The 17,847-nt window shown below is 43.7% G+C and carries 25 protein-coding genes and 2 tRNA genes; 20 read left to right on the forward strand and 7 right to left on the reverse strand.

The window, feature by feature from the left end; all coding sequences use genetic code 11:
- From U5J89_RS06075 to U5J89_RS06150, 16 genes are all read left to right on the forward strand, one after another.
- On the forward strand, nucleotides 1–247 hold a 247-nt coding region (locus U5J89_RS06075), incomplete at its 5' end, for a hypothetical protein (RefSeq protein ID WP_322574719.1).
- Complete coding sequence (locus U5J89_RS06080) at nucleotides 229–546, forward strand: hypothetical protein (RefSeq protein WP_322574720.1); 318 nt, start codon at nucleotides 229–231, stop codon at nucleotides 544–546. The genes U5J89_RS06075 and U5J89_RS06080, both read left to right, overlap by 19 nt.
- Before the next feature lie 301 nt (nucleotides 547–847).
- Nucleotides 848–1,039 carry a hypothetical protein gene (locus U5J89_RS06085; RefSeq protein ID WP_322574721.1) on the forward strand — a complete coding sequence of 64 codons (192 nt, stop codon included), beginning with the start codon at nucleotides 848–850 and terminating at the stop codon, nucleotides 1,037–1,039.
- Between the two features lie 2,404 nt (nucleotides 1,040–3,443).
- Complete coding sequence (locus U5J89_RS06090; protein ID WP_322574722.1) at nucleotides 3,444–3,707, forward strand: hypothetical protein; 264 nt, start codon at nucleotides 3,444–3,446, stop codon at nucleotides 3,705–3,707.
- A 5-nt stretch (nucleotides 3,708–3,712) separates the two neighbouring features.
- Complete coding sequence (locus U5J89_RS06095) at nucleotides 3,713–3,913, forward strand: hypothetical protein (RefSeq protein WP_322574723.1); 201 nt, start codon at nucleotides 3,713–3,715, stop codon at nucleotides 3,911–3,913.
- A 75-nt stretch (nucleotides 3,914–3,988) separates the two neighbouring features.
- Entirely contained in the window at nucleotides 3,989–4,645 is a 657-nt protein-coding gene (locus U5J89_RS06100) for a hypothetical protein (protein WP_322574724.1), read from the forward strand.
- Nucleotides 4,646–4,703: 58 nt separating this feature from the next.
- On the forward strand, nucleotides 4,704–4,844 hold the full coding sequence (locus U5J89_RS06105) for a hypothetical protein (RefSeq protein ID WP_322574725.1): 141 nt from the start codon (nucleotides 4,704–4,706) through the stop codon (nucleotides 4,842–4,844).
- A gap of 7 nt (nucleotides 4,845–4,851) precedes the next feature.
- Complete coding sequence (locus tag U5J89_RS06110) at nucleotides 4,852–5,241, forward strand: transglycosylase SLT domain-containing protein (protein WP_322574726.1); 390 nt, start codon at nucleotides 4,852–4,854, stop codon at nucleotides 5,239–5,241.
- Nucleotides 5,242–5,246: 5 nt separating this feature from the next.
- The gene (locus U5J89_RS06115; RefSeq protein ID WP_322574727.1) at nucleotides 5,247–5,882 is read left to right on the forward strand and encodes a hypothetical protein; all 636 of its coding nucleotides are present in this window, start codon (nucleotides 5,247–5,249) and stop codon (nucleotides 5,880–5,882) included.
- A 5-nt stretch (nucleotides 5,883–5,887) separates the two neighbouring features.
- A complete protein-coding gene (locus U5J89_RS06120; protein ID WP_322574728.1) occupies nucleotides 5,888–6,316 on the forward strand; it encodes a peptidoglycan-binding domain-containing protein in 429 nt (142 codons plus the stop codon).
- Nucleotides 6,317–6,376: 60 nt separating this feature from the next.
- Nucleotides 6,377–6,712 carry a hypothetical protein gene (locus U5J89_RS06125; protein ID WP_322574729.1) on the forward strand — a complete coding sequence of 112 codons (336 nt, stop codon included), beginning with the start codon at nucleotides 6,377–6,379 and terminating at the stop codon, nucleotides 6,710–6,712.
- Between the two features lie 65 nt (nucleotides 6,713–6,777).
- The gene (locus tag U5J89_RS06130) at nucleotides 6,778–7,020 is read left to right on the forward strand and encodes a hypothetical protein (RefSeq protein WP_322574730.1); all 243 of its coding nucleotides are present in this window, start codon (nucleotides 6,778–6,780) and stop codon (nucleotides 7,018–7,020) included.
- The gene (locus U5J89_RS06135) at nucleotides 6,995–7,381 is read left to right on the forward strand and encodes a hypothetical protein (RefSeq protein ID WP_322574731.1); all 387 of its coding nucleotides are present in this window, start codon (nucleotides 6,995–6,997) and stop codon (nucleotides 7,379–7,381) included. Before U5J89_RS06130 ends, U5J89_RS06135 begins: the two co-directional genes overlap by 26 nt.
- Nucleotides 7,382–7,387: 6 nt before the next feature.
- Complete coding sequence (locus tag U5J89_RS06140) at nucleotides 7,388–7,639, forward strand: hypothetical protein (protein WP_322574732.1); 252 nt, start codon at nucleotides 7,388–7,390, stop codon at nucleotides 7,637–7,639.
- On the forward strand, nucleotides 7,636–8,028 hold the full coding sequence (locus U5J89_RS06145) for a hypothetical protein (RefSeq protein ID WP_322574733.1): 393 nt from the start codon (nucleotides 7,636–7,638) through the stop codon (nucleotides 8,026–8,028). The genes U5J89_RS06140 and U5J89_RS06145 overlap by 4 nt, the downstream gene beginning before the upstream one ends.
- Before the next feature lie 7 nt (nucleotides 8,029–8,035).
- Nucleotides 8,036–8,161, forward strand: coding sequence for a hypothetical protein (locus U5J89_RS06150; RefSeq protein WP_322574734.1), 126 nt, complete (start codon nucleotides 8,036–8,038; stop codon nucleotides 8,159–8,161).
- 108 nt (nucleotides 8,162–8,269) lie between these two features.
- Here U5J89_RS06150 and U5J89_RS06155 read toward each other — a convergent pair whose 3' ends face one another.
- The 4 genes from U5J89_RS06155 to U5J89_RS06170 form a co-directional block, all read right to left on the reverse strand.
- Nucleotides 8,270–8,908 (reverse strand): site-specific integrase, encoded by a 639-nt coding sequence (locus U5J89_RS06155; RefSeq protein WP_322574735.1) that lies wholly within the window; start codon nucleotides 8,906–8,908, stop codon nucleotides 8,270–8,272.
- A gap of 1 nt (nucleotide 8,909) precedes the next feature.
- On the reverse strand, nucleotides 8,910–9,500 hold the full coding sequence (locus U5J89_RS06160) for a hypothetical protein (RefSeq protein ID WP_322574736.1): 591 nt from the start codon (nucleotides 9,498–9,500) through the stop codon (nucleotides 8,910–8,912).
- Nucleotides 9,501–9,700: 200 nt separating this feature from the next.
- Nucleotides 9,701–9,774 (reverse strand) — tRNA-Ile (locus U5J89_RS06165).
- 117 nt (nucleotides 9,775–9,891) lie between these two features.
- Nucleotides 9,892–9,979, reverse strand: a tRNA-Leu gene (locus tag U5J89_RS06170).
- A 614-nt stretch (nucleotides 9,980–10,593) separates the two neighbouring features.
- On the opposite strand from U5J89_RS06170, the gene U5J89_RS06175 reads away from it, so the two are divergent.
- From U5J89_RS06175 to U5J89_RS06190, 4 genes are all read left to right on the forward strand, one after another.
- Nucleotides 10,594–10,974 (forward strand): response regulator, encoded by a 381-nt coding sequence (locus U5J89_RS06175; protein ID WP_322574737.1) that lies wholly within the window; start codon nucleotides 10,594–10,596, stop codon nucleotides 10,972–10,974.
- Nucleotides 10,975–11,009: 35 nt separating this feature from the next.
- Nucleotides 11,010–13,034 carry a M1 family metallopeptidase gene (locus U5J89_RS06180; protein ID WP_322574738.1) on the forward strand — a complete coding sequence of 675 codons (2,025 nt, stop codon included), beginning with the start codon at nucleotides 11,010–11,012 and terminating at the stop codon, nucleotides 13,032–13,034.
- 180 nt (nucleotides 13,035–13,214) lie between these two features.
- Nucleotides 13,215–14,912: a HAMP domain-containing sensor histidine kinase gene (locus U5J89_RS06185; RefSeq protein WP_322574739.1), complete on the forward strand. Its 1,698-nt coding sequence runs from the start codon at nucleotides 13,215–13,217 to the stop codon at nucleotides 14,910–14,912.
- Nucleotides 14,902–15,606, forward strand: a complete 705-nt coding sequence (locus tag U5J89_RS06190) for a response regulator transcription factor (RefSeq protein WP_322574740.1) — start codon at nucleotides 14,902–14,904, stop codon at nucleotides 15,604–15,606. Before U5J89_RS06185 ends, U5J89_RS06190 begins: the two co-directional genes overlap by 11 nt.
- Nucleotides 15,607–15,648: 42 nt before the next feature.
- Here the strand turns inward: U5J89_RS06190 and U5J89_RS06195 are convergent, their stop codons facing one another.
- The 3 genes from U5J89_RS06195 to U5J89_RS06205 form a co-directional block, all read right to left on the reverse strand.
- Complete coding sequence (locus U5J89_RS06195; protein WP_322574741.1) at nucleotides 15,649–16,218, reverse strand: NAD(P)H-dependent oxidoreductase; 570 nt, start codon at nucleotides 16,216–16,218, stop codon at nucleotides 15,649–15,651.
- A gap of 107 nt (nucleotides 16,219–16,325) precedes the next feature.
- Nucleotides 16,326–17,198, reverse strand: a complete 873-nt coding sequence (locus U5J89_RS06200; RefSeq protein WP_322574742.1) for a hypothetical protein — start codon at nucleotides 17,196–17,198, stop codon at nucleotides 16,326–16,328.
- The gene (locus U5J89_RS06205; protein WP_322574743.1) at nucleotides 17,195–17,710 is read right to left on the reverse strand and encodes an AAA family ATPase; all 516 of its coding nucleotides are present in this window, start codon (nucleotides 17,708–17,710) and stop codon (nucleotides 17,195–17,197) included. Before U5J89_RS06205 ends, U5J89_RS06200 begins: the two co-directional genes overlap by 4 nt.
- Nucleotides 17,711–17,847 lie beyond the last annotated feature (137 nt).

Consider the following 17,847-nt stretch of genomic DNA (forward strand, 5'->3'; position numbering starts at 1 on the left):
TACTGGCAAAAACCTGTCTATGCAGTACGGTTTGGCCGCATTGGCTTCAACCGGAAGCGTAAAGGGAGCGCAATATGTGATTGATCAAGTCCCCAATATCCCTTCCCTCGGGCTAAAGAATGGGGCAGTGATTGCGGGTCCCGCTATGGCAGGAACTTGTCTGTCGATGTATGCGCCGCGAAACAATGCCATATTTCAAGGTGTTGCCGGTGGTATGGTGCTTGCAAGTTGCCAACGGCCCTTCTGAGCAAGCTGCTTACCGGCGGTTCAGGTGCTGAAATGGCTGATGCCGGCGCGCTTTCAGAAGGCGATATGGTGGTAAAAGAAGATGGCTATTTGTACGATCAGCAGGGCAGCCGTCTTGCTGGTATTGCCGGTGGCAGCGAACCTACGCAAGATCAGCCCGCTACTTTTTCCGGCCGGATGGAAAGCCGAGGCGCCGATAACGGCGGCGGCCACATGTTGGGAGATGCAGGATTTGACGACTTTGGCGGCGGCTTCGAACAAGGAGAAGCTTTTACCGCGTGGTGGCGGTACGCTTTTTAGACGTGGGGTTGACATGGTTGGCTGTTGGGAAGCTGAACCATAACTCTAAAGACTAAAAGGCAAAGTCCTCGATGTCTTTCAAAGCAAAAGTACCAGTACCCGCAGGTGTCGAAATCCTACGCCGTTACGACCGTCGTGAAATTGACGGACAAACATCAAAATCAGCGTCTTGCTTGCCTGGCCTTGCCCAGAATGATGAGGACCGGAACTATGCGAATGTTCCGCTACAAGGCGCGAAAAATCAACGTAGTGCTCGGTATCTCTGTTTCTGCATTGATGCCAACCGTTGAAACGGAGGCGAATGTCAGATACCGCAAAGGTAGTGAACAATCTTAGTGATTCTGTGCTTAAGATTGGAACCAATGGTGGCACGCGAAAGAGCGTATTACCCATCCGCTCAAAGACTACAATGAACTTCTCGCAAACCCGTGTTTCAACGGCCGCGATTAGCGACGGTAGCGCCTGTCCCGCAAGCAATTTCCCATACAGGTAGCGCAGCTTCGTAAGAGCAGCAGGACCTCGCGCGATATGGATAACCTGTTCTACTTTGAACCTAATGAAAGCTTCACCGTTAAGGTATTGCTTCAAAACGGGCGACCTTCCCCGCCCAAGCCGACTTTACCGAAGGCCGCTTTGCGCTTAGAGGGTTGAGTTGTACTTGGCGCAGATGAATAATAATGGGCTTGATACATACGATAGACGTCTGCAACGGGCAGCGGGCTAAACACCCCGATGCTCAGGTGAATGTCATTAGAACTGTTCTCGCGACTATTCGGGAGGGCAGTTTCCGACGATCGCTATTCGAAACGACGGAGAAGATTATGAATACCCCATTAGATGAACTTCCTTAACGAGGCTTCCTATTACACGCCCTCAAAAACAGGGTGAGCACTTGCAGCCGACGAAACAAAATGGCTAAGCATTTGCCGGTCTCAACGGACGGTCCTATGGTCGTTAATCGCTTTTTGCCTGGTGGGGACCGGATTAGACCATATGACCGCTACCATTGCATTTGACAACGGTCGCTGACAAACGATTTGAAGGATGTTTCCCTTGGAGCATTGCGGAAGTTGTTTTTAGCTCGATCGCTGCGTGGTGCCATTGACATTGAACGCGGCACCAAAGTAAAATGTAAGAGCTTACCGACGATGCGGCTGAACATAGCGCAATTCTATCGCTGGTGGGATATGATAATGCCCATCATGCAAAAGAGAAGAAGATTCGTGCCAGTCAAAATAACGTCCCATTTCCGAAAAACCTGAATTTGTTTATATCGCTGAAACGATTGCAGCGGGTTGCTAGGGCGGCGGGAACTTTCGGTTATTGTTCGCCCAGCTACAAACTGCGCTTGTACACTGTATGGCTGCAGGCGACAACGGGCACCGAGAGAAAAAATACGCTTATCAGTACGACAAGGACGAACGCGCATTAAGCCGAAGTATATTTGCCACAGCTTAACGACGAGTTTCAGGATATGGATATCATTCTTCCGCCGACCTTGCAGGCTGGCGCTCCTTTTGATCTGTTCGTGACCGATACAGGGGGAAGCAGCCACATGGTTTCAGTCTATCGCCGAATGCTACAAATTGCAGGGGTAAGATATGAGCAGAGCAGTCAAGGTGTTATGCCAAATTTCTGGCCAGCCAACCGTATCGCCTGTTAGATAAAACCGGTGTTATGGGCAACAGCAAAGTAATGGCAACTTTATCTTGCCTATTACCATTGGGTAACAGTCAGCCTCAAAGATTTGCTGATAATCATGGAAACGAGGTGTTGGACCGGTGATTCATAACAATTCGGATGCCCGCTTTGTTTGGCTGCTTCGTGGTGGTGAGCGTCCAAGTTGGACCCGAATATTACAGCTTTGTCGAGTTACACCGGGATGACCATTTGATACTGGACCAACCAGACCTTTTTGGGAAACGTATAAAAAGGTGGAGTTCGGGGCGTATGGGAAAGACGGAGCACCGGCCGACAGTAAAGCAATGGTTACCGAATGAAATAAACGGAGAAAACCCCATTGAGTAGGCTCTATCCCCGGCGGCGGTATGGATCTCGCGTACGATCTGTACGTGGTATCAGCTATCTGGTTAAAGATGGCTCCCTCATTATTAGTTGGAATTGTCGCGGGCAATTCCGCAGCGCGGCAAATTGACTATGCGGGTTGATGATGAAACACGTACCTCCAGAAAACAGAGATCCCTATTGATAAAAACGGGCAACGGCTATACAGCATCATGCACGAACTCACTTTCCCACAAACCTTTGTGGATACTGACCATTATTTCCGCGTGCGAAGCGTAAAGCAGGGCCGGAAAAGAGCTGGTTAGTCCGGTATATAGCGTCTATGTAACCGACAAAGTTTTCTCTGCATCTGAGATTTCCGGCATCCAGGATCAGCTCGGCAGGTTACAGTCAACGAGCAAGCTACTGATCTGCAACTAAACGGCTTTGCTGGTCCTAGCCTGGGCGGCGGATACCCAAAGGGGCAATCGGAAGATGTCGACATTGATTCCGACCAGCAGACGAGTCAGCTGTTACCGACGCCGAGGGCGACACCGAAACCACTTTTGAAAACCAAATATTCCAACGACAATGAATTTAATTTTTATGGACACAGCTACAAGTAAACTGCCAGTAGGTAAACCAAACTGCGGTCATTTTGATCTGTATTGCACCCTTAAAATGGACGGCGTAAAACTGAAACGGTTTAAATCCGAAAGCTTTTTAGGAGCTCTTTCCCCATACTTTAGCAGGGCTAATGCATGGCGGCAGCATCCGAAAATTAGGCGTGAAGGGAGGTTTAGCGTATGAGTCGGTACGACGAACAGCGTATCGGACGATAACAACGATTGGCATATTGCTGTCGGCGGTAAGGGTCAGTGCCTTAAGCGTCCGTGGAGGTTCTGACAACTATATGTCATGGCGGGTTTGTGGACTACGACCAGGAGTATCCCAGCTATATTATTATTACTGGTACGCCGGATCTGGATGGCACCGACCTGGGGATGCAGATAGACGATAATACCTATGATCTATATCACCGAGAAGGGACGCCGGTTGACGGTACCAATGTTGGCGACATGACTAACGGTTATATGATTATGAATATCGGCTTTACCAACCGGAAGGCCGGCTATACTGGGTATCAGAGGCTATGATATTGATGGGGCGTTCCAGGGATTATACCATACAAAATTGGCAAATTACGGTTGGCAACTCTACCCAGCCAGTGTCAGTTGACGACATGTACCTTTGGAATCGCATTCATCATGGCGGCGGTGCCGGACAACTGGAACATGGGAATCGGCAATGTTGGTGCGCTCGTGAACCGATTCAGCCCACCAGCCGATTTACCGATTTCTGAACCGTCTTACCAATACCAGCCGGCCGGCGATATTGATGTGCCAAGAGATTGGTATTCTATCATCACCAGTATCTTATGATGATAACGAAGGACAGAGAAGTAACGGTATTGGGCTGCTCCAAGTGCGCGACGTGCTTGATGTCTCCGCTTACCATTCCCAACGGTAGTACACTTACCGTTGATTATGAGCTGGTTGTACGGCTTTCCCCAGATACCCAGGATACCGAAACCGACGGTTCTAACGGCGGCTTTCTACAATCGTTTATGGGATCCATACGGGATATTGCTATCGGCGATTCGAACGGTGTTGACAATAGTAAAGCCAACTATTTCCGCATGAAAGACAAGCCTGGCATAGATCGTCATATCGGCATTCGCCTGGGGGACGACAACCAGTTTACCAGCATGACCGATGCCGGGCTAAACATCCAGGACGATAACCGCAACGGATATGAGCATGGCGAAGAGGACGGTCAGCTTTGGCATTATGGCAATGATGTTACAGCGGTGCAATACGACAAGGCAAATAATAAAGCCACCTTTGAAATCTACCGCATTTTTGAGAATCGCGGCAGCACCGACCTAGTTGTACGGGAAAAAGGGTTATGGGCAACGGATAAAAACGGCAATTCCCAAATGATTGCGCGTATGGCCTTGGACAGCACCGATGAGTTTACCATTGCGGCCGGTGAATACAAGAAGGTTAAATTTATCGTTGAGGTTATCGCATAAATGGCAACGCCTCCAAACATATCACCTCAACTAACCGCGGCTAAAAACCGCCGGGCTTATGCCCTATTTTAAGGAAGCAGCCAAGCAGTATGATATCCCATTGGAAATATTATTGGCCGTGGCCTCTCGCGAAACGCAAATAGGTACAAATAGTTATTACCGGAAAAATAACTTTACCGGGACGGGACGGTCACGGTAAGGGCATTATGCAGATCGACGACCGGTATCATTCGTTTGCGACTATTGCAGCACCATCTAACAACAAAGCCAATATCAATTACGGTGCTAAATATTTAAGTGAGCTGCGCGATCAGTTCGGCAATATCAAAGATGCTCTTGTGGCTTACAACGCCGGACCTAACGCCGTGAATAATGCCCGCTCGTTAGGGATGAACCCCGATCACTTAACAACCGGTGGAGACTATTCTTTTGATGTACTACAGCGGGCCAATCTTATACGCAGCGAGTTAGGCCTTGGGTTTGCGAATGTAGCAACCGTACTACCTGCAGCCGCACTTCTGTTGGCCGGATCAACGTACCTGTACTATCAATTAACCGACAAAAAAATGCCAACATTTTTAACTGATAAAATCTAATTACTATGGGAGCTTTATTAGGACAGAAAAAAGAATCTTCGGGCTTGGGCATGGTAGCCCCACAACGATTACGGCCTGTAATAAATAGACCTGGATCGGGACGAATACGGAAAGATACTTCTCGATCCCGACCTACCTCTACACAAAAACGATCCACTCCAAGATCTACCCCAAGAAGAAGGACGAAGCCAAAGCCCAAACCAAAATCGAATCCGAAACCGGACCCAGTAAGCGTGAGCGACCCAAGGCGATTTAAGGACCCTTTCGGCAGGGATAGGAAACAGGTAGTGAAGCCAAAGCCAGAACCCAAAAAGAATACTCCAAAAGATGATAAAAAAAATAATTCGGGGGGATCACCTACCCTGCCGGGCCACGGCCTACCCGATAAAAAAGTCCCGCAACGAGTACAGATAACATCAGAGCCAACCGATGATAAATCGGATACTAATAGTGACGATTCAACTTCAACAGATAATGGTTCCAATTCCGGAGACAATACCAATGCTTCTTCACAAGCACCAGCTCCAACAAATAACAAAACTAATGTAATGCAAAAACTTAAATCAGTTGATAAAAAGGTTTGGTATGGCCTCGGCGGCGGACTGGCATTCGTATTACTTATTTCAACCCTAAACAACTAATTATTATGTCATCTTATTTAGGCCAACAATCAACAGCGATCCAAGTATTATCTGACAGCGAACAGCGTATTTTGCGGCGGTCAACACCTATGATGCAGGGTGCCGATGTTCGTAAGGTTCAAGAAAAGCTGGGCATAGAAACCGATGGTATGTACGGCCCCGTAACCGAACAAGCGGTAAAGAACTTTCAGCAAGAGCAAGGACTTACCGTTGATGGCATTGTTGGACCTAATACCTGGAAAGCACTTAAGAAAGTAGGTAATGGAAGCCCAACAGCCCTTTCAAAAGTAATCCCATCAGGATTAATGAACACAGTAAAAGATACCAAAGCAAGCTATTGGGATCCGCTTTCAACAACCGAAAAAGCAATGTACGGCGGCGGTGCTGTAGCCTTGTTATTTGGAATAGGAGTTGCAGTTAATAAGCGTAATTGATTGATGATGATGTTGGGAAATAATACGACGGCTTTTTCGAATCCAAAAAAATATCATCTAATGAACGAAGGAATTATAGGCTTAATCGGGATCATTGTTGGCGGTATAATTGCTGGTCTATTTAAATGGATCAGCTCTACAACCACATCAAGTATTGATGATCGAAGCGAATTCCGTAAAGCGATCATGAAACGGCTAGAACAGGTTGAAGAAAAGACAAAACTTCTCGAACAAGAAGTGACAATTTGGAAGATTCGATACTGGTCGCTTTACGCCCGAACTTTGGAACGTTACAATGTAGCCCCGCCTGATTTTCATAAAATGGACTTAAGTGAACTTGAAGAAGGGTATAAAAAAGCCGTAGAAAAGTTAAATGAAAATATCCCTAAATCATAATTAAGAAAATAGGAAAACGGATTAGCTGGCTGTATAACAATTTAGAACGCTGGCTGTTTTATGGCTTGATATTACTAACAGGCATTATTGGAACATGGTTTACCTATAACTATGCTGTTGCCTTTTCAGACTATTTTATTGTCCTGCTCTTTGTAACCATCTTCTTTGCCATTTTTGATTGGTTCGACACCTATATTTTAAAATCCATAGATACCATCGATGAGATCAAAAGCGGAAATACTGCTGTCTCTCAATTTCTTGTGGCTATTGCTTTGCTTGTACTTGCTGCTGCTATCACCGTCGGCTAACGCGCAATTTCCCGCCCATGTTGATACTGCTATTACTTACTTTGGTCATAAGGAGATTGAGAAAGAAAATCACGGCCCGGATATCAAAAAATTCTTAGGCAGTGTTGGCCTGGATGAAGGGTATCCCTATTGCGCAGCATTCGTGAGCCATTGTTTGGATGCCGTTGATGCCGAACGTCCCAAAGTACGTTCAGCTCTTGCACAAGAATTTTTATCACGGACCGATCTATCGATGCGAAAAAGGTTTTACGCGGTCAGTAAACGATTCCCTCCGGATGGATCCATGTCACTGAAGCGGGAGAAACCATCAAAGGCCATAATGGTTTTGTGCTGCTTGATTGGTCCGGCCAAACAGGAATAACCATTGATGCCAACACCGGTTTGGGTCTACCCGGACAAAGCGAAAGACATGGGCAAGGCGTTTGGATCCGTGAAAGACAAATTTATACCACCTGCTATTTTTGCATTAAACATTTTACCCCGGTACGCTATGAAGATTAAGCCATATCACATATTACTTGCACTATTGATGATAAGCCTTGCCGGTTGTGGGCTGTTTCGATCTACTACAAAAACGGATGCGCGTACCGACAGCACAACGGTTAAAAACAAAGTTTGACTCTTGCAGAACATGAATTGTTGCAAGCCAACATTCCCGCTTCGTATATCAAATCGATTACCACGCCGTCGGGCATGAAAATTGAATTACGGGATTCGATTAAGACAGAGCAAAAACGGAAAACGGCAGACGGGCAACGTGATAATTCTGATTCAAAGAATTCTACAAAAAGTGTAACTGAAGGGCCGGATCTTGGCTTCATATCGATTAATTTTGAGCGGAATAAAAAACAGCAGGATAGCACCGTTACCAAAACGCAGAAAGAGCAGAAACAATCCGAAGTACAACAAACAGATATTGAGACAAGCGGCTCTTGGCTTACCTGGATAGTAGTTGGAATAGCTATTGCGCTGGCTTTGGTCCTTGCTGGAATGATCTTTTTAAACTGAATTGATTATGAGTATCAAAAACGTATTTAACGGCTATAAAAATATGTTAGGCAAGAAAGAAGTATCCATCGAGGCCGAAGCTGATCGCCGATTACAAATATGCCAAAATTGCCCCTTTTTAATCCCGCAATAGTCAATCGGGCCGGTTCCGTCCGGATGAACATTGCACGAAATGCGGCTGCACCTTGGCGGCAAAAGTTCGAAGCATGGAAAGCAGCTGCCCTATTGGCAAGTGGTAGTCTTAGCTTTCATTGCCTTTATCAATATTCCGCTGCTTTTTAAGCAAGTTTTTAGCCCTCAAATGCGTGTATTTGTTCGTTACGTTGCTCGATGAATGTCCTGCCATAAATTGGGCTTCTGATGTATTAAAACCCTGTTCAAGCCAACTCGTGATACGTTCATGCCTCATACCGTGAAGCGTTCGCGATTTGGGAAGCCCCGCAAGTTTAACATATCTCTTGAACTGCCGGTACGCTCGATCACCGGTTACGGGCCAACCCTTTTTACTCCCTCCCAGGTAAATAAAAACGTGCTGGTCATACGTTGGCTTACCGCGAATATTGAAGTATTTAAGTAGATGCTTTTTCCAAATTTCATTGATCGGAATAAGCCGTTCGTTTCGGCCTTTAGTTGCCTCCAAATAGATTGCTGCCAATTCCCCACTATCGTAATACAAATTTTTTCCCTGCAGTCCGGAGTATTCAATATCAGAATCATAACCAGCTTCATTCTTTCTAAGTCCCCCATAAAAATAGCAACACATCAAAGGCTTAAACCACCGCTGGCCGTAATGCGGTTTCCATTCCGGCATCTGCTTCTTTCGCTCAACTTCAGTATCAAAGGCCTTAAAAATTTGCTGCAATTCATCTTTCGAAATCATTTTAGGACGCATGTTTGATTTTTTGTCCCGGCAAGTCTTTTTTGAGCGTCTTAAAATAATTTTCCGTAACGATCTCACGGTCCCGCAGCGTATTCCAAAACACCCGTAGTTGCCGGTAGTAGAAATGTCGCGTAGCGCTTTTAATATTGGGCTTAAAAATCACCTTTTCGAAATGATACAATCCAACATGCTTGACAGGTAAATCAGCTATGTCATTGAGACTAATAAAATGCTCAACAGCCCTTTCGTATGCTCCCCGCTTGCTGGATCTGTTTTTACTATCATTGCGAATGGTTTTATCAGATAGATGTGATTTGAGCCGGTAAAAATAATCGGCAGCCTCTCGGACGGTATGCACCGGCACTGGCTCATTCTTGTAGCTTTGTTCTTCCAGTATTTTTTGAGGATCGAAAGAATCTGAAAAAGGATTGATCTCTCCTCTTTCCTCCATTTCTTCTAAAAGCTGACAAGCCTCTTTAGCTTCATCTTTTTTGGTGATCCCCAGGCTCTTAGACTTTTCATTATTAACCCCATCTATCATTTTTACAAATCGGATATAATAATACTTTCCGCGCTTTCTTAATGATGCCATAACTTAATTGGTTTAAAATTGTTCCATAATTGTACCATAATTTATGGAACACTCTCGGGAATGGGCGGGAATGAGCCGTTCCTTTTCATTCCCTTTCGTTCCCTTCCATTCCTTAGCTGTGCGCAAAAAGCAATAAAAAAAGGCCGTTTAATCGCTATAAACAGCGTTTAAACGGCCTTTTAGACTCATCAATAAATAAGTGGGCCCGGCAAGACTTGAACTTGCGACCAATCGATTATGAGTCGACTGCTCTGACCAACTGAGCTACGGGCCCAAAGTTAAAATAACCAACAGATTATTTGTCAGTTACTAAAAACTTTTTAGCAGTTTGTTTTACCAAACTTATCTCTTTATCAGCTAAGTCACTTAAAATGACGTAGCATGTTTAGTGTACCCGAGGCCGGACTCGAACCGGCACTGGCATTTGGATGCCAATCGGATTTTAAGTCCGACGCGTCTACCAATTCCGCCACTCGGGCAAACATCATAAACTGATTACCTTCCTGCAAATGATAATCAAATTTTCGAGAGACCAAATATAAGGGATAATCAATTACTTCTACAATGTAATTTTAATAATGATTTTGCCCAATTTATTCAGCAAATTCAATTCCTTTATTCTAATACAAAAGCAGGCAACCTTCCCAATATTTTTAGTTGAATTAGTAATCCTTGCTAATTTCATGTACATGTTTTAGGGGTTTAGGGCTAATCGCGGAAATATTTTAGCAGTAATAATCAACGTTTTAGAACGACTCTCAATCTTTAGACTTTGATAAGACCAGTATTTAAGAATCCCCGAATGTAAATTACCCGCTAATGAATTGGTATTACCCATATGATATTATGGTAAAAAATAATAAATACATCATCACAGAAATGCTTCATTATACTGCTTGAATATGACTATATTGATCTGCATGTTTGAGAATCTCAACGATCATTAAGTAATGACAATCATTATCTTTATCTATTCTGCCTATACTTATTCATATCCTCTTTTTTAAAAAGTCCGTGACAAATTAATAGATTGTCTTATACAACGATTTTGCTATTTTAAACACGTTATCAAAAAAATGATTACTGATATTATATGAGTGAAGAAAAGAAAAAGGTCATCATTGTAGAAGACGATCTCATTCTCAATTTACTGTACGAGAGTTATTTAGAAAGGCTCGGATTTGAAACAGAAGGCGAGCTTGTTTACGGTAAAACAGCTATCGAAACAACTAAAAAATTTGATCCGGATTTAATTGTCATGGATATTTCCCTGGAAGGAGATATTGATGGCATCGATGCGATGCTCAAAATCCGTGAGTTTTCTCAAGTGCCGGTCATTTATATTACCGGCAATTCTGATCCCTATCACGTGGAGCGAGCCAAAGATACAGATCCCCTGGATTATCTGACGAAACCCATTGAGTTTGAAGATCTAAAAATGTCTGTTGATAAACACTTCTCTTCCAAATCCTGAGATTCGTAATTACAACTTTCTAGATTACCTAAGTTATGTTTAAACCATTGCTATCATTTAGAAATGTGCTATTGCCAGTGGTTTTCGCTGCATATCTATTTGTAGGATGCACTGGAACACAACAAACCACTGAAGAGTCTCAAACTACCACTCAAGAAAAAACAGTTCAACCACCTTCGGAATTGGATCGGTTGGTTCCCAACCCCATTACCGAAGAAATCCCCAATGCATTTTTTAACGCTATTGAAAATGACACCCGTACAATGTCTGGTGAACCGGGCAAAAATTACTGGACCCAATGGACTAATTACGATATTGATGTTGAACTACTGCCCGCTGATACGTTGGTAAAAGGTAACGCAAAAATAACCTATTACAATAATTCTCCTGATACATTGAATGCCCTATATATGGAGCTAGCTCAAAATTTGCATGCCAAAGGGGCTCAGCGAAGCAGTCCGCAGGAAGTAACGGGCGGTATTAATCTACATAACGTTGGACTTAATGGTGATAAACTTAGCCAGATGCAATCGCGCAGAGATCCATCGGGGTATGGCGTCAATGGCACTTTACTTTTTATTCGTCCGAAAAATGCGGTTGCACCCGGCGATTCTGCCAAGATAGAAATTAGCTGGGATTTTAAAGTACCCCGGCGCGGTGCCAGCGGACGTATGGGTTATAGCGAAGACAATCTTTTCTACATTGCATATTGGTATCCACAGATGCGCGTTTACGATGATGTAGTTGGATGGATGACTGATCAGTTTACCGGCACTGCCGAATTCTATCACGACTTCGCCGATTATAATGTTGATATTACCGTCCCCGACCAATGGATGGTTGGCTCTACCGGTCAGCTTAAAAACGGAAAAGATGTCCTTGCCGAAGACATCTATCAACGACTTAATAAGGCCCATAACAGTGATACGGTAATGTCAGTTGTTACCGAAGATGATTTCGGATCAGTGACAAAATCACCTGAAAGCGGTACCCTGACCTGGAATTTTAAAGCGCATAAAGTGCGTGATTTTGCTTTTAGTGTCACCAAAGAATCCAAATGGGACGCTACCCGAGCAAGTGTGGGTGACCTTGATGGCGACGGTGATGAAGAGTATACACACATAAACGCCATCTATCGCAGCTCGGCTCCAAAATGGACAGACGGGGCCAAATTTACGCAGCATGCTATCACTTTCTTGTCTGAACAAACAGGCCTCGAATATCCCTGGCCACACATGACCTCAGTAGAAGGAGGCGGCATCATAGGTGGAGGCATGGAATTTCCGATGATGACCATTATTGGCGATTATAACAATCAATCATCGCAAGCCCTGTATGCGGTAATAGCACATGAGCTGGCACATATGTGGGTACCGATGATTGTGAGTACGAACGAACGCCATTACGCCTGGATGGATGAAGGCACTACCACATACAATGAAAACCAAGCCAAAAAAGCATACTATCCGGAAGGTCCTGATTATGACCTCAATGATATGAAGAGCTACTTGCAAATTACGAATACGGATGCCGAAGGACCAATAATGCGGTGGTCTAATCATCACTACAACGGATTCGCATACGGGATTGCATCGTATCCCAAACCAGCATCGATGCTCGTAAGCCTGCGCAGCCTTTTGGGTGAAAAGACGTTCAACAAAGCTTTACATGAATTTATCGACCGGTGGAAGTACAAGCATCCTTATCCCTGGGATATGTTTAATACCTTTGAAGATGTCGCAGGACGAGATCTGGACTGGTTCTGGAGAGCCTGGTACTACGAAACCTGGACGCTCGACCAGGCTGTTGGCAATGTATCCATACAAGATGGTACTACCCGAATCACAATTGAAGATCACGGTCAAGCACCAATGCCGGCCAACGTGGAAATCACAAAAAATGACGGATCTACCATGACCCGCACCATTCCCGTTGATACATGGTTGGAAGGGGCAACACAAGCAGTAATTACGGTTGACGGTGATGTTACCAATGTAGTTATAGATCCCAATAAAAATTATCCTGATACCAATAGAAAAAACAACAGCTGGCAAAAATAGTTTTATTCTCAATATAAATTATCATACAAAAGGGCGCTATAAGGCGCCCTTTTCTTATTTATATCACTTATCTTGTCACAAGAAGCTTGTATTAAATGTCGTAAAATATTGCCCCTGTGGAATTTTATCACTTTATAAATTTCTTACCTTATATGATGAATATTTAGCAAAATAAAAGACATGAAACGATTCGGATCACTACAATGGATATTACTTGCTGCCGGCATTATTGCCATTTTAGGGCTCACCGGAATGAATGTCTATTCATTATATGCCCTGCACGAAAATACACTGGAGTCGTCAAGAGAAAATAAAAAGCTCCATATTGCTGAGTTTACCGATAAAATTCGATACCGGTTTTTTAAAAAGTTTATCGGCCTTGGATCTGTTGACATTAATCGACTGCAAGAGCAGTATAAATCCACGGGACAATTTACGCCGGAAGTAACAAAATTGCTGAACAAAGCAGCCAAAGATTCTATCTATAGCGATATCTATTTTATTCCGTCCGGTTCTGATGCCTGCCAACAACAAAAATCCATTCTGCAATATGGTTCAAATAACAAGTTTCAACCAACATCCAACTATTCGACGGTAGTTTGTGACGGGATGGGGATTGCCCGTACTCAAATAAAAAGTCTGCTTGGCGACTACCAATACAATAACAAGGTGCTCTTTGATTCACACCGCAGTATTACCATTGTACTTATTGATCCCTCGGAACAAGAGGTCTTTGGCTATCTTACAATGCCTTTTAACCAGGATTTTCTGCGTAACTCATATCTGCCTAAAGTCTTGGCTCAAAAATTTGGGGCCGAAGAACATCCCGGGATGAATGTCTGGCTACGCGACTGGACGAACAATGAGATTATTGCAAGCAGTAATCCCGATGCAACTTATGATCGTGAACAGATACAATTTGTTCAAAACTTCCCCGACTTCTTTGACTACTGGAAAGTTGAAGTTTCATTTACGGATGCATCCACAGTAGCAGCCAGTAACGCATCACTGATTAAAAACTTTATCGTATTGGGAGCAGCAATGCTGCTTCTGCTTGGATCGCTGGTATTCATGTTCAGATCCGCCCAGAAGGAACGTGCACTGGCTGAACGACAGGCGGATTTTTTGGCCAATGTTACCCACGAGCTCAAAACGCCATTATCAGTAATGCAGGCCGCCGGAGAAAATCTTGCCGACGGACGTGTTCAGGATCAGCAGCGACTTAAAAATTACGGCAGCCATATTTTTAGCGAAGCAGTTCGTCTTAGAAAAATGATCGACAAACTGCTTGACGTAGCCAAAGCCAACGCGGGCGAATCGCTTGTGGAACCTCAACCTACCGATATTGGAAAAGTCGCAAAATCCTATCTCGATAAGCACCAGAAATTTTTCCGCGATAAAGATGTCACTCTTGATATTGATATCGACAAAAACCTCCCGGCCGTTAATATCGATCAAAATAGTCTGGAAACAATTCTCAGCAATTTAATTGACAATGCCATCAAATATAGTACTGATGAAAAATATCTTGGCATCCGCGTTTTTAAACAAAATGATTATATAAAACTATGCATTGAAGACCATGGAATTGGCATTACTCCAAAAAACCTATCCAATATCTTCACGAAATTTTTCAGGGTTGAGGATTCTTTAACTGCTAAAACCAAGGGACACGGGTTAGGGTTATCAATTGTTAAAAACTTAGTTGAACTCAACTCAGGTTCTATTGAAGTTGAAAGTGAACCGGGCGACGGATCTACTTTTATCATAACATTTCCTATCTTAAGCGCTTCAGATCAAATGGCTTCGCCAAATTCAGTATCAACAGAATCTGAAACAGAGTCGAGAAATAAAGAGCTTGAAGAACATGTCAGCTGATTCAAAAAAAATTATTATCGTCGAAGATGAACCCAGCTTAGTATTTACGTTACAGGATACATTAGAAAGTGAGGGATATGATGTTTATATCGCTGAAAATGGTGACGAAGCTGTTAAAATCGTCAAAGAAGAGCAGCCCGATTTAATGATTTTAGATCTGATGCTGCCGGGAATGAGCGGTTTCGATGTTTGCCGTACAGTGCGAGATCAAAATTACACCTTCCCAATTATTATACTTACAGCCAGAGATCAGGAAATTGACAAGGTTACCGGTCTCAATATTGGTGCAGATGATTACATCACTAAACCCTTTGGCGTAAAAGAGCTCCTTGCACGTATAAAAGCTCGTTTGCGTCGATCTGAGACCTATTCCAAAATGAAGCCTATTAAAGAAGTTGATCTTGATCCAATCCATGTAGACTTAACAAATGCAGTTGCCGAACATCCTGAGAAAGGGGAGCTTGAACTCACTACAAGAGAAGTAGAGCTTATACGCTATCTTGTTACCCATGCTAATGAACCGGTTTCGCGCGATGACCTGCTGGAAAATGTTTGGCGCTACGAATTCAGTACAAATACACGTACTGTTGATGTTCATATTTCAAAACTTCGATCGAAAATTGAACAACATCCCGACGATCCTAAATACCTGGTTACCCTTCACGGGGTCGGCTATATGCTTAAAATGAGCTGATTATTCTAATCGTCTTTTCATCTATAACAAGACCGGCCCAAATCATCCGTCGGTTATAAATGACGGATCTTCCTGCAAATTCTTGACAAAGTCCGGAAAGCCATTGATCTGATCCTCAAGCAGCTGCTGTTGAAATTGATCCTTAATCCCCTCTTTATCATCAAAATTTTCACTAACACGGGAGATAAAAACTCGGTCGGGAAAAATGTGAGCATTTCGGTAACCGAAGACCTGCTGCAGTTGCTCCACAGCTCGCATTGCACCAAATGCGCCATTGGCCTCTCCTATTAAAGCGATCGGTTTTTTAGCCAGACTGTTCGGAAACGGTAAATAATCAATGAATATTTTTAAAATTCCCGGATATCCCCCATTATATTCGGGACATACAACGACTAATCCATCCGCTGTAACCGCTGGCTCTACAAAATCATCAACTTCGGGTAATTCTTCTCCATACTTACCCCCCACTACTTGATCGAGAGGGAACTCCTGCATATCAATGATATCGGTGGAGATTCCTTCCTGCCGGTATTTTCCCTGCACATATTTTGATACACGAAGGGCATTGGAATTAGGCCGATCTGTTCCGCTAATAATTTTAAGGCTAATCATAATATTTCATTAACTGTAAACGATGTCCAAAGATACTATTTCTTACCGATAAAATGGAAATACCACATCCCATAGCTATTCAAGCTTATTCAACTTAATACTCTATACTATCGTTTCTTTTCGGATGCCTTTTGGTAGGCTTCTTTTATTTTTTGAAGGCGATCCCAAAGCTTACTCTCACGACCAATGTTTCCCGGTTCGTACCACTGCTTATCCTTCACATCATCCGGCAAATAATCTTGAGGAATCCAGTGATGATCGTGCGAATGCGGATAGTGATAATCATCAGAAGCATTCTCAATTCCCAGGTAGCGCGACTGTTTAGAATTAGCCGTTTTATCCCGCAGATGTGGAGGCACTTCACCGATACCGTTATTCTGGATTTCGCTGCGGACTGAAAAAACCGCACCGGTACTATTACTTTTGGGAGCAAGGGCAACATAAATACAGGCATGAGCTAAAAAATAAAGACCCTCAGGCATTCCGCATTTGGTAAACGCTTCGTGAGCCGCATTAACTAACGAAAGGGCATGAGGATCAGCCATTCCAACATCTTCAGAGGCCTGAATCAGCATGCGCCGAAATATAAAATTGGGATCCTCTCCCCCTTCCAGCATCGCCATCATCCAATACAGAGCGGCATCCACATCCGAGCCACGTAATGATTTTATAAAAGCTGATGCATAGTGATAATGCTCATCGCCACCTCCATCATAACGAACACCTCGTCGCTGTATACATTCCTTTGCTATTTCCAGGTCGATATGGATCACACCTTCATCATCGGGATCGCTGGAGAGCACAGCTACTTCCAAGGCATTGATTGCATTTCGGATATCACCACCGGCAAAATCCGCAAGATGTTGCTTTGCCTCATCGGTTACTTCCACATCCTTTTTACCCAAGCCACGCTCTTTATCCTTTAATGATCTGTCAATCATGGTCAACACGTGATCGGTGGTAAGATCGTATAAGCTCAAATAAGTTGGCAGCGAGATAGCAGTGGACTTACCAGAGAATAAAATGGATTTTCCGTTGTTGCACCTATAAGTGTTATCACTCCCGACTCCAGGTGTGGTAGCAGCGCATCCTGCTGTGCCTTATTCCACCGATGAATTTCATCCACAAAAAGAATGGTTTTTCGTCCATTCATCTGCTGCACTTTTTCGGCTTTGGCAACAACTTGTCTCAGATCTTTAATGCCGTCGAGCACAGCATTAAGCTCTATATACTGAGCATTAATTTCTCGTGAAATCACATGAGCCAACGTTGTTTTACCAGAACTTGGAGGTCCATGAAAAATAAGTGATCCAATAACACCCGACTCAATCATGCGTCGCAGCATTTTACCTTCTCCCACAATATGATCCTGACCCACAAACTCATCCAGCGATCTCGGTCGCATTCGGGTCGCAAGGGGCTCGTGAGGATTTACAAAGTCTGACTTCTTTTGACCTTGCTCCGATTTAGAATCTTCGTTAAACAAATCCATTTTAACTTTTTATTGATGTATACATTGTAAAATAATAGCTACATCATAATACCACCGTGTAAAATGGTATTTTAGTTTTCCTTTGAATAAAAAATGCTCGGCATATAGTATACCGAGCACCAATAATAAAATAATCA

The organism is Fodinibius sp., assembly GCF_034521915.1.
Taxonomy (GTDB): Bacteria; Bacteroidota; Rhodothermia; order Balneolales; family Balneolaceae; genus Fodinibius.

Excerpts from the sequence above, each read along its gene's own strand:
- U5J89_RS06085 (WP_322574721.1), top strand. The coding sequence starts at position 848 with ATGTCAGATACCGCAAAGGTAGTGAACAATCTTAGTGATTCTGTGCTT.
- U5J89_RS06095 (WP_322574723.1), top strand. The coding sequence starts at position 3,713 with ATGGGGCGTTCCAGGGATTATACCATACAAAATTGGCAAATTACGGTT.
- U5J89_RS06100 (WP_322574724.1), top strand. The coding sequence starts at position 3,989 with ATGATGATAACGAAGGACAGAGAAGTAACGGTATTGGGCTGCTCCAAG.
- U5J89_RS06105 (WP_322574725.1), top strand. The coding sequence starts at position 4,704 with ATGCCCTATTTTAAGGAAGCAGCCAAGCAGTATGATATCCCATTGGAA.
- U5J89_RS06110 (WP_322574726.1), top strand. The coding sequence starts at position 4,852 with ATGCAGATCGACGACCGGTATCATTCGTTTGCGACTATTGCAGCACCA.
- U5J89_RS06115 (WP_322574727.1), top strand. The coding sequence starts at position 5,247 with ATGGGAGCTTTATTAGGACAGAAAAAAGAATCTTCGGGCTTGGGCATG.
- U5J89_RS06120 (WP_322574728.1), top strand. The coding sequence starts at position 5,888 with ATGTCATCTTATTTAGGCCAACAATCAACAGCGATCCAAGTATTATCT.
- U5J89_RS06125 (WP_322574729.1), top strand. The coding sequence starts at position 6,377 with ATGAACGAAGGAATTATAGGCTTAATCGGGATCATTGTTGGCGGTATA.
- U5J89_RS06140 (WP_322574732.1), top strand. The coding sequence starts at position 7,388 with ATGCCAACACCGGTTTGGGTCTACCCGGACAAAGCGAAAGACATGGGC.
- U5J89_RS06150 (WP_322574734.1), top strand. The coding sequence starts at position 8,036 with ATGAGTATCAAAAACGTATTTAACGGCTATAAAAATATGTTAGGCAAG.
- U5J89_RS06155 (WP_322574735.1), bottom strand. The coding sequence starts at position 8,908 with ATGATTTCGAAAGATGAATTGCAGCAAATTTTTAAGGCCTTTGATACT.
- U5J89_RS06160 (WP_322574736.1), bottom strand. The coding sequence starts at position 9,500 with ATGGCATCATTAAGAAAGCGCGGAAAGTATTATTATATCCGATTTGTA.
- U5J89_RS06175 (WP_322574737.1), top strand. The coding sequence starts at position 10,594 with ATGAGTGAAGAAAAGAAAAAGGTCATCATTGTAGAAGACGATCTCATT.
- U5J89_RS06180 (WP_322574738.1), top strand. The coding sequence starts at position 11,010 with ATGTTTAAACCATTGCTATCATTTAGAAATGTGCTATTGCCAGTGGTT.
- U5J89_RS06185 (WP_322574739.1), top strand. The coding sequence starts at position 13,215 with ATGAAACGATTCGGATCACTACAATGGATATTACTTGCTGCCGGCATT.
- U5J89_RS06190 (WP_322574740.1), top strand. The coding sequence starts at position 14,902 with ATGTCAGCTGATTCAAAAAAAATTATTATCGTCGAAGATGAACCCAGC.
- U5J89_RS06195 (WP_322574741.1), bottom strand. The coding sequence starts at position 16,218 with ATGATTAGCCTTAAAATTATTAGCGGAACAGATCGGCCTAATTCCAAT.
- U5J89_RS06205 (WP_322574743.1), bottom strand. The coding sequence starts at position 17,710 with ATGGATTTGTTTAACGAAGATTCTAAATCGGAGCAAGGTCAAAAGAAG.